Here is a 7,976-nt window from a genome sequence, read left to right as displayed (position 1 = left end):
GCTGCGCCCCGGCGACCGTGAACTGCCCGGCGACGCCTGGCTGTCCGCGGACGCCGAGGTCCTGGTCCCGGCCGCCGTGTCGTACGCGATCGACGCGGCGAACCAGCAGCGGGTGACGGCCCACTGGATCGTGGAGGCGGCGAACATGCCGGTGCTCGCCGACGCCGAGGAACTGCTCGCGGCCCGCGGCATCACGGTGCTGCCCGACGTGGTGGTCAACTCCGGGACGAACGCCTGGTGGTGGTGGACCCTCTTCGGGGACATCGGGGCGGACGCCGACGAGGCCTTCGGGCAGGTACGGCGCTCCATGCGGGCGCTCGTCGGCCAGGTGCTGGCGCGCGCGGAGGCCGACGGCAGCACACCGCGCGCCGCGGCCCACGCCGTGGCCGCCGACCGCCTGCCGGTGATCACGGAGCGCTTCGGGTGGTACCGGTGACAGGCTCTCCGGCAGCCGCCCTCGCCTAGGTGATCACGCAGGTGGTCGGCGCGGGCGGCGTCAGCACGTCAGGAGGCGGACTCCAGGTGGGCCTTGATGGTGTGCGGGTCCAGGAAGCCCTTGGCCTCGACGCGGTCGCCGGAGGACTCGCCGCGCAGCCGGCGGCCGATCCAGGGCACGAGGAACTCGCGGGCCCAGTGGATGTCGTCGCGCCGCACCTCGAAGGTGCCGCGCGGGGGCAGCGCGGGCCAGGGCTGCTCGGGGTCGGCGGGCACCTCCACGCCGAGCACCTGACCGGCGCGGAGCGCGACCCGGGTGTGTCCCTCGGGCGAGAGGTGGAGCCGGTCGTCGTCCCAGGCCCGGCGGTCCTGCACGGACTTGAGGGACCACAGGTCGAGCACCGGGCAGCCGTACCGGTCGGCGATGGCGCGCACGTGCATGTTGTACGTGGCGATCTTGCCGCGCAGGTGCTTGAGGACGGCCACGTCGCGCGTGTCGAAGCCGGTGGCGACGAGGACGGTGCCCGCGGCCTCGGAGAGCCGGGCCACGGCCTTCTCGAAGCGCTCGGCCACGTCGTCCGGGTCGGTGCCGGGACGGATGATGTCGTTGCCGCCGGCGACGAGGCTGACCAGGTCGGGGGCGAGCTCGACGGCCCGCGGGATCTGGTGCTCGACGATCTGGTCGATGAGCTTGCCGCGCACCGCGAGGTTCGCGTACCGGAAGGTGTCCTCGGGGACTCGGTCGTCGAGGAGGACGGCGAGCCGGTCGGCCCAGCCCGCGAAATTGCCGTCGGGCCCGGGGTCCCCGACGCCTTCGGTGAAGCTGTCCCCCACCGCCGCATAGGACCGAATCGTGCCGCCGCTGAGTGATGTCGATTCGTTTGCCACGACCACACATCTTTCACCCTCGCCTGTGACCTACGCGACCGTAGGAAGGGGTTGACGAGTGGTGAGATACAGCACTCGGCGCCCGGGGAATAACCGGGCGCCGAGTACGGACGCGATACGGGGAACCGCGCGGAGCGGACGACTCAGAGGGAGACGCCGTGCTGGCGCAGGTACGCCACCGGGTCGATGTCGGAGCCGTAGTCCGGCGTCGTGCGGATCTCGAAGTGCAGGTGCGGGCCGGTCACGTTGCCGGTGGCGCCGGAGAGGCCGATCTGGGTGCCGGCGGAGACGGCCTGCCCGGCGGAGACGCCGAGCGAGGAGAGGTGGGCGTACTGCGAGTAGTGGCCGTCGGCGTGCTGGATGACGACCTGGTTGCCGTACGCGCCGCCGTCACCGGCGGAGACCACGGTGCCCGCGGCGACGGCCTTGATCGGGGTGCCGGTGGGCACGACGAAGTCGGTACCGGTGTGGTAGCCGCTGGACCACATGCTGCCGTTCTGGTGGTACGGCGTGCCCGTGGTCCCGTCGACGGGCTTCACGAAGGAGGCGGTGGAGGTGCTCGCCTGCTTGGCCGCGGTGGTCGCGGCCTTGGCCGAGCCGCCGTCGAGCGTGAGCTTCTGGCCGGGCTTGATCAGGCCGGCGTCGCCGCCGATCACGGACTTGTTGCCCTCGTAGAGCTTCTTCCAGCCGCCCTCGACGTTCTCGGCCTTGGCGATCTTGGAGAGCGAGTCGCCGGCCTTGACCGTGTAGGTGTGGGCGGTGGCGGCCTGGGCGCCTCCGGCCCCGATCAGCGGCAGCGCGAGAGCGGCTCCGCCGACGGTGGCGACGGCGGCGGCGCGGCCGAAGCGGCGGGGGGTGGGACGGCGGTGCTTTCCCTGTGCGGGCATGGCGGGTTGTCCTCTCCGTCGCCTGCGAGGTGAGCTGTCGGGTTCGGGCTGGAGCTGCCCGGCCGCGTCCGGGTCACGGACGCGGCTTCACCCCGAGCCGCATGGGGAATTCCCGGGCGGCGTTACTGCCTGTGGGTCCCCCGCTCCTGCCGTCACGGGTCGTCGATGAGGATTCCGGGCGGCGGCAGGACTAGGCGTTCCGACCGGAGTGAGACGGACCGTAAGGCAGTGAGAAACGAAGCGACAAGTTCCGAATTCGCCCCGAGCAGCCTTTTCTTGATCGTCGCCGAGTTCTCCGCGTCACCCTGCGTGGACCGCGTTCGCTTTACCGGCGCCTTACCGTAAGGAATTCGCGGAAATCCACTCGGGGAAAACCGCCACGGACCGTCACGGTTATGACGCTGCTCACGCGCCTCCGCACAACGTCCGCACATCCATGGATAGTTAATGATGAATGGGCCAAAACGGACAGAAGGTTGCCCCCTGAATCGATGTCGTATCGTCGGGATCGCGCCCGCCGGCGAGCAGCGCCGGTGACCCGACCGGGAGGAGCACCCGTGACGCAGCACGCCCCGTCCACCGAGCCCGAGCTGACCGGAGTGCGCAACTTCCGCGACGTGGGCGGTCTCCCCACCGTGGACGGCCGGCGCGTCCGGGCCGGCGTGCTCTTCCGCAGCGGTCATCTCGCCCACGCCACGGACGAGGACGCGGCCTTCCTCGCCGGGCTCGGGCTGCACACGATCTTCGACTTCCGCAACGCCGCGGACCAGCGGCTCGAGGGCGCCGACGTCGCGCTGCCCGGCGTGCGCAACGTGAACCTGCCGCTGTCGGACCCGGCGGACGGCTCCGAGTTCTGGAAGATGGTCCGCGACGGCGACATGGACCAGCTGCGGGCGCTGCTGTCCGAGGGCCGTGCGGCGCACCGCATGATCACCTCGTACCGGTCGATCATCACCGACCGCACCCCCGAGCACGGCCGGGTGCTGCGCGCGATCGCCGAGGACAGCGTGCCGGCGCTCATGCACTGCGCGGCGGGCAAGGACCGCGCGGGCCTGTCGATCGCCGTGACGCTGCTGGCGGTCGGCGTGGAGCGGGAGGCCATCGAGGCGGACTACCTGGAGTCCAACGCGAAGCACCGCCGCTACAAGGTGCGCCGCAGCTCCACCGCCCCGGACGCCTACTCCCCCGAGGTCATGGAGCTGCTCGGCCCGCTGTTCGACGCGCGCGCCGAGTACCTGCGGGCCGCCTTCGAGACCATCGAGGAGCACTGGGGCGGCACCGAGCGCTACTTCACCGAGGGGCTCGGGCTGACCGCGGCGGACCGGGACCGGCTGCGCGAGCGCCTGCTCGACTGAGCCGGGCCCCATCCGACCGTGACAGGACCTACCGGTTCGCGCCCAGCGTGAACAGCAGGTAGATGAAGGCGGCCAGTGCGTGGCCCGCGAAGACGTAGACGAGCACCCGCACCAGGATCCCGCGCGGCAGCTTGTCCTCGATCTGGCGTTTCGCGGGCTGCGGCTCGCCGGTGGGCTCGATGGCGTCGCTCATGTCAGACCTCCCGGACCGGGCCGGCCGCCGGGCCGAGGCACAGGGCGGCGGTCGGACTCTGCAGCAGTGTGTGGACGAAGAGAAGCTCGGCCCCGGTCCGGTCCGCCGCGGCGATCCGGTGCGGGGTGAGCGAGTCGAAGTGGGCGCTGTCCCCCGGCTCGAGCCGGTAGGACGTGTCGCCGAGGCGGAGTCTGAGCCGGCCCTCCAGGACGTGCAGCCACTCCTCGCCCGGATGCACCCGCACGATGTCGCCCTGGCTGCCGTACGGCACGTGGACGCGCAGCGACTGCATCGCACGGCCGGGCGAACCGGCCTGGAAGTACGTCCAGCCGCCGGCCTCCGTCGGCTCCATGGCACCGGCCCGCACGACGGCGTCGCGGTCGGCCGGAGTCTCGCCGAGCAGCTCGGAGACCGTGGTGCCGTAGATGCGGGCGAGGCCGAGGAGCATCGGCAGGGAGGGCTGGCGCTGTCCGGTCTCGAGCCGGGACAGGTGCGCCGGCGACAGGCCGGCGGAGCGCGCCGCGGCCTCCAGGGTCAGGGAGGCGCGGCGCCGCAGGGCGCGCAACTGGGGTGCGACGGCGGGTAGCTCCGGCGGCTGCGGAGTACCCTCCGTGGAGGCAGGGCTCATGCTGACGATTCAGCCAGAGCCCTGCCTCTGCGGCAAATTACTTGCCTGGGAGGCAAAAGCCTCGGGGGTTTCCGGTCCCTCTCGGGTGTCCGGTCACCGGTTGGCGACGGCCTGCTTGATCAGGGTCTTGCTGAAGTCCCACATCAGCCCGCCCCCGCTGTGCGCGTCGTCCATGACGGCGGTGAAGGCCTCCACGAACCGCTCGACGTCGGCCTCGTCCACCACCAGCGGCGGAATCAGCTTGATGACCTCCAGGTGGTCACCGGACACCTGGGTGAGGATCCGGTGCTTCTGCAGCAGCGGCACGACGACCATCTGCGCGAAGAGCCCCTTGCGGGCGGCCTGCAGCATGGTCCAGCGGCTGCGCAGCTTGAGGGACCGGGGCCGGCCGAACTCGATGCCGATCATCAGGCCCCGCCCGCGGACGTCGCTGAGCAGCTCGTACCGGTCGATCAGCGCGGTCAGCCGGGAGGCGAGCAGGTCGCCCGTGGCGCGGGCGCGCGCGACGATCTGCTCGTCCTCCATGACCGACAGGACGGCGAGGCCCGCCGCCATCGCCTGCGCGTTGGCCCCGAAGCTCGCCGAGTGGACGAGCACCCGGTCCATGGACGAGTAGACCTTCTTGAAGATCCAGTCCTTGCCCAGCGTCGCGCCGACCGGCACGTAGCCGCCGGACAGCGCCTTCGCGACACATACGAGATCCGGCTCGACGCCTTCCTCGTGCTGGTACGCGTAGAAGTCGCCGGTGCGGCCGAGGCCCGTCTGCACCTCGTCCGCGATGAGGAGCGCCTTGTGCCGGTGCAGCAGTTCCTGGGCGGCGCGCAGATAGCCGGGCGGCGCCTCGTGCACGCCCTTGCCCTGGATCGGCTCGACGATCAGGGCGGCGACGTCGCCCTTCTTCAGTTCCCGTGCCAGGGCGTCGAGATCGCCGAGCGGCACCGCCGTGTCCGGCAGCAGCGGGGCGAAGCCGTCCCGGAAGCCGTCCTCGCCGTTGACCGACAGCGAGCCCGTGGTCAGGCCGTGGAAGGCGTGCGCGCAGTACAGGACGCGCGGCTTCCCGGTGGCGTAGCGGGCGAACTTCAGGGCCGTCTCCACGGCCTCGGTACCGCTGTTGCCGAAGAACACCCGGTCCAGGTGCGGGCTGTGCGCGAGCAGCTTCTCGGCGAGCAGCCCCGGCAGCGGCTGGCAGTCGAACCGGGTGAGGTCGGCGAGCGAGGCGTCGAGCACGTCGTGCAGCGCCTTGCGGACCACCGGGTGGTGCCTGCCCAGGCCCATGACACCGAACCCGGCGAGCATGTCCAGGTAGTCATGGCCCTCGGCGTCCCAGAAGTGGGCGCCCTCGGCCCGCTCGTAGACCTTGTCGAAGCCGATGGTGTGCAGCATCTTCGGCAGCTGGTGGTTGAGGTACCGGGAGTGCAGCTCGTACCGTTCGGCGCCGCGTTCGGCGAGCAGCGTGCCGAGGTCGAACTCCTTGCTCATGCGTCGTTCTCCTTGCCGGCCGTGAGGCCGAGACTCGTACCGATGCGGCCCGCGATCTCGACGGGCGTCAGACCGATGTCGGCGAGCACCTCGCCGCGCTTGGCGTGCGCGAGGAACTGCTCGGGGATGCCGAAGCGCCGCACCGGCACGTCGACCTCGGCGTCGCCGAGCGCGAGCGCGACGGCCGCGCCGACCCCCGCGGACCGGCTGTTGTCCTCCACGACGGCGACGAGGTCGTGCTCCGCGGCGAGCGGGGCGAGGCCGGGGTCGACGGGCTTGACCCAGCGCGGGTCGACCACGGTGCAGCCGACCCCGCGGGCCCGCAGCAGATCGGCCGTCTGCAGGCAGACCGGGGCCATCACGCCCACGGAGACGAGCAGGACGCGGGCGTCCTCGTCCCGGTGCAGGACGTCGATGCCGCCGACCCGGTCCACGGCGGGCACCGGCGCGCCCACGGACTCCTTCGGGAAGCGCAGCACGGTGGGCGCGTCGTCGACGCAGACGGCCTCCCGCAGCTGGGCGCGCAGCTGGTCGGCGTCGCGCGGCGCCGCGATCCGCAGGCCCGGGACGACCTGGAGGACGGACATGTCCCACATGCCGTTGTGCGAGGCTCCGTCGACGCCGGTGACCCCGGCCCGGTCGAGCACGAACGTGACCCCGCAGCGGTGCAGGGCGACGTCCATGAGGAGCTGGTCGAAGGCCCGGTTGAGGAAGGTCGCGTAGACGGCGACCACGGGATGCAGTCCCCCGGTGGCGAGCCCCGCGGCGGACACGGCGGCGTGCTGCTCGGCGATGCCGACGTCCCACACCCGGTCGGGGAACTCGGCGGCGAACTCGGTGAGTCCGACGGGGTGCAGCATCGCCGCGGTGATCGCGACGACGTCCTCGCGCTCCCGGCCGATGCGGGCGATCTCCTCGCCGAACACCGAGGTCCAGGAGGGGCCGCCGGACGGCGTGAGCGGCTCGCAGGTCAGCGGGTCCATGACGCCGACGGTGTGGAAGCGGTCGGCCTCGTCGGCCAGCGCCGGCTCGTAGCCGCGGCCCTTCTCGGTGAGGCAGTGCACGAGGACCGGGCCGTGGAAGCGTTTCGCCCGGCGCAGCGCGGACTCGACGGCGCCCACATCGTGCCCGTCGATCGGGCCCACGTACTTGAGCCCCAGGTCCTCGAACATCCCCTGGGGGGCGAAGGCGTCCTTGAACCCCTTCTTGGCGCCGTGCAGCGACTCGTACACGGTGGGGCCGACGACGGGCGTGCGCAGCAGCACGTCCTTGCCCCAGGCCAGCACCTTCTCGTACGAGTCGGTGGTGCGCAGGGTCGCCAGGTGGTTGGCGAGGCCGCCGATGGTGGGCGCGTAGGAGCGCTCGTTGTCGTTGACCACGATGATCAGCGGGCGGTCCTTGGCGGCCGCGATGTTGTTCAGCGCCTCCCAGGCCATGCCGCCGGTCAGGGCGCCGTCCCCGATGACGGCGACGACGTGTCCGTGCTCCCCCTGCACCTGCCGGGCCTTGGCGAGGCCGTCGGCCCAGCCGAGCGCGGTCGAGGCGTGCGAGTTCTCGACGATGTCGTGCTCGGACTCCTCGCGGGAGGGGTAGCCGGACAGGCCGCCCTTGCCGCGCAGCTTGGAGAAGTCCTGCCGGCCCGTCAGGATCTTGTGGACGTAGCTCTGGTGGCCGGTGTCCCACACGATCTTGTCGACGGGCGACTCGAAGACCCGGTGCAGGGCGACGGTCAGCTCGACCACACCCAGATTGGGCCCCAGATGACCGCCGGTCCTCGCGACCGCGTGGATCAGGAACTCCCTGATCTCGGCGGCCAGTTCGTCGAGCTCCTCCTCGCTCAGCGCCTTCAGATCGCGCGGCCCCCGGATGTTCTCCAGAATCGTCACGCTCGAGCCCCCTTCCCGTCCGAACCTCAGAAATCAGCTCACGGTGACGTCGGGCACGCCCGACGCGACGCCGTCCTTCTCCATCCGCTCCGCGATCTTCATCGCCTCGTCGATGAGCGTCTCGACGATCTTCGACTCGGGGACGGTCCTGACGACCTCGCCCTTGACGAAGATCTGGCCCTTGCCGTTGCCGGAGGCGACGCCGAGGTCGGCCTCGCGGGCCTC

The 7,976-nt window shown here is 71.5% G+C and carries 7 protein-coding genes, 2 pseudogenes and 1 riboswitch; of the genes and pseudogenes, 2 read left to right on the top strand and 7 right to left on the bottom strand.

Annotated features, from left to right (window positions below; genetic code table 11):
* Positions 1-436, top strand: a pseudogene (locus GTW43_RS27640) (glutamate dehydrogenase); the annotation flags it as partial.
* A gap of 68 nt (positions 437-504) precedes the next feature.
* On the opposite strand, the gene GTW43_RS27635 reads toward GTW43_RS27640, so the two are convergent.
* Both GTW43_RS27635 and GTW43_RS27630 read right to left on the bottom strand, forming a co-directional pair.
* The gene (locus GTW43_RS27635) at positions 505-1,269 is read right to left on the bottom strand and encodes an SGNH/GDSL hydrolase family protein (RefSeq protein ID WP_343246136.1); all 765 of its coding nucleotides are present in this window, start codon (positions 1,267-1,269) and stop codon (positions 505-507) included.
* Between the two features lie 197 nt (positions 1,270-1,466).
* The gene (locus tag GTW43_RS27630; protein WP_161304684.1) at positions 1,467-2,210 is read right to left on the bottom strand and encodes a LysM peptidoglycan-binding domain-containing M23 family metallopeptidase; all 744 of its coding nucleotides are present in this window, start codon (positions 2,208-2,210) and stop codon (positions 1,467-1,469) included.
* A 6-nt stretch (positions 2,211-2,216) separates the two neighbouring features.
* Positions 2,217-2,385, bottom strand: a riboswitch (cyclic di-AMP (ydaO/yuaA leader).
* 382 nt (positions 2,386-2,767) lie between these two features.
* Between GTW43_RS27630 and GTW43_RS27625 the strand changes: the two genes are divergently transcribed.
* The gene (locus tag GTW43_RS27625) at positions 2,768-3,565 is read left to right on the top strand and encodes a tyrosine-protein phosphatase (protein ID WP_161304683.1); all 798 of its coding nucleotides are present in this window, start codon (positions 2,768-2,770) and stop codon (positions 3,563-3,565) included.
* Positions 3,566-3,593: 28 nt separating this feature from the next.
* On the opposite strand, the gene GTW43_RS37680 is transcribed toward GTW43_RS27625, so the two are convergent.
* From GTW43_RS37680 to GTW43_RS27605, 5 genes and pseudogenes are all read right to left on the bottom strand, one after another.
* On the bottom strand, positions 3,594-3,758 hold the full coding sequence (locus GTW43_RS37680; protein WP_202502008.1) for a DUF6126 family protein: 165 nt from the start codon (positions 3,756-3,758) through the stop codon (positions 3,594-3,596).
* A gap of 1 nt (position 3,759) precedes the next feature.
* Entirely contained in the window at positions 3,760-4,386 is a 627-nt protein-coding gene (locus tag GTW43_RS27620) for an XRE family transcriptional regulator (RefSeq protein WP_161304682.1), read from the bottom strand.
* Positions 4,387-4,479: 93 nt separating this feature from the next.
* The gene (locus tag GTW43_RS27615; protein WP_161304681.1) at positions 4,480-5,865 is read right to left on the bottom strand and encodes an aspartate aminotransferase family protein; all 1,386 of its coding nucleotides are present in this window, start codon (positions 5,863-5,865) and stop codon (positions 4,480-4,482) included.
* Positions 5,862-7,751 (bottom strand): 1-deoxy-D-xylulose-5-phosphate synthase, encoded by a 1,890-nt coding sequence (dxs, locus tag GTW43_RS27610; protein WP_161304680.1) that lies wholly within the window; start codon positions 7,749-7,751, stop codon positions 5,862-5,864. The genes GTW43_RS27615 and dxs overlap by 4 nt, the downstream gene beginning before the upstream one ends.
* Before the next feature lie 33 nt (positions 7,752-7,784).
* Positions 7,785-7,976: pseudogene (locus GTW43_RS27605) on the bottom strand (4-hydroxy-3-methylbut-2-en-1-yl diphosphate synthase); the annotation flags it as partial.

This window comes from Streptomyces sp. SID5785 (genome assembly GCF_009870065.1).
GTDB lineage: Bacteria > Actinomycetota > Actinomycetes > Streptomycetales > Streptomycetaceae > Streptomyces.
This window is presented reverse-complemented; position numbering and strand designations above follow the sequence as displayed.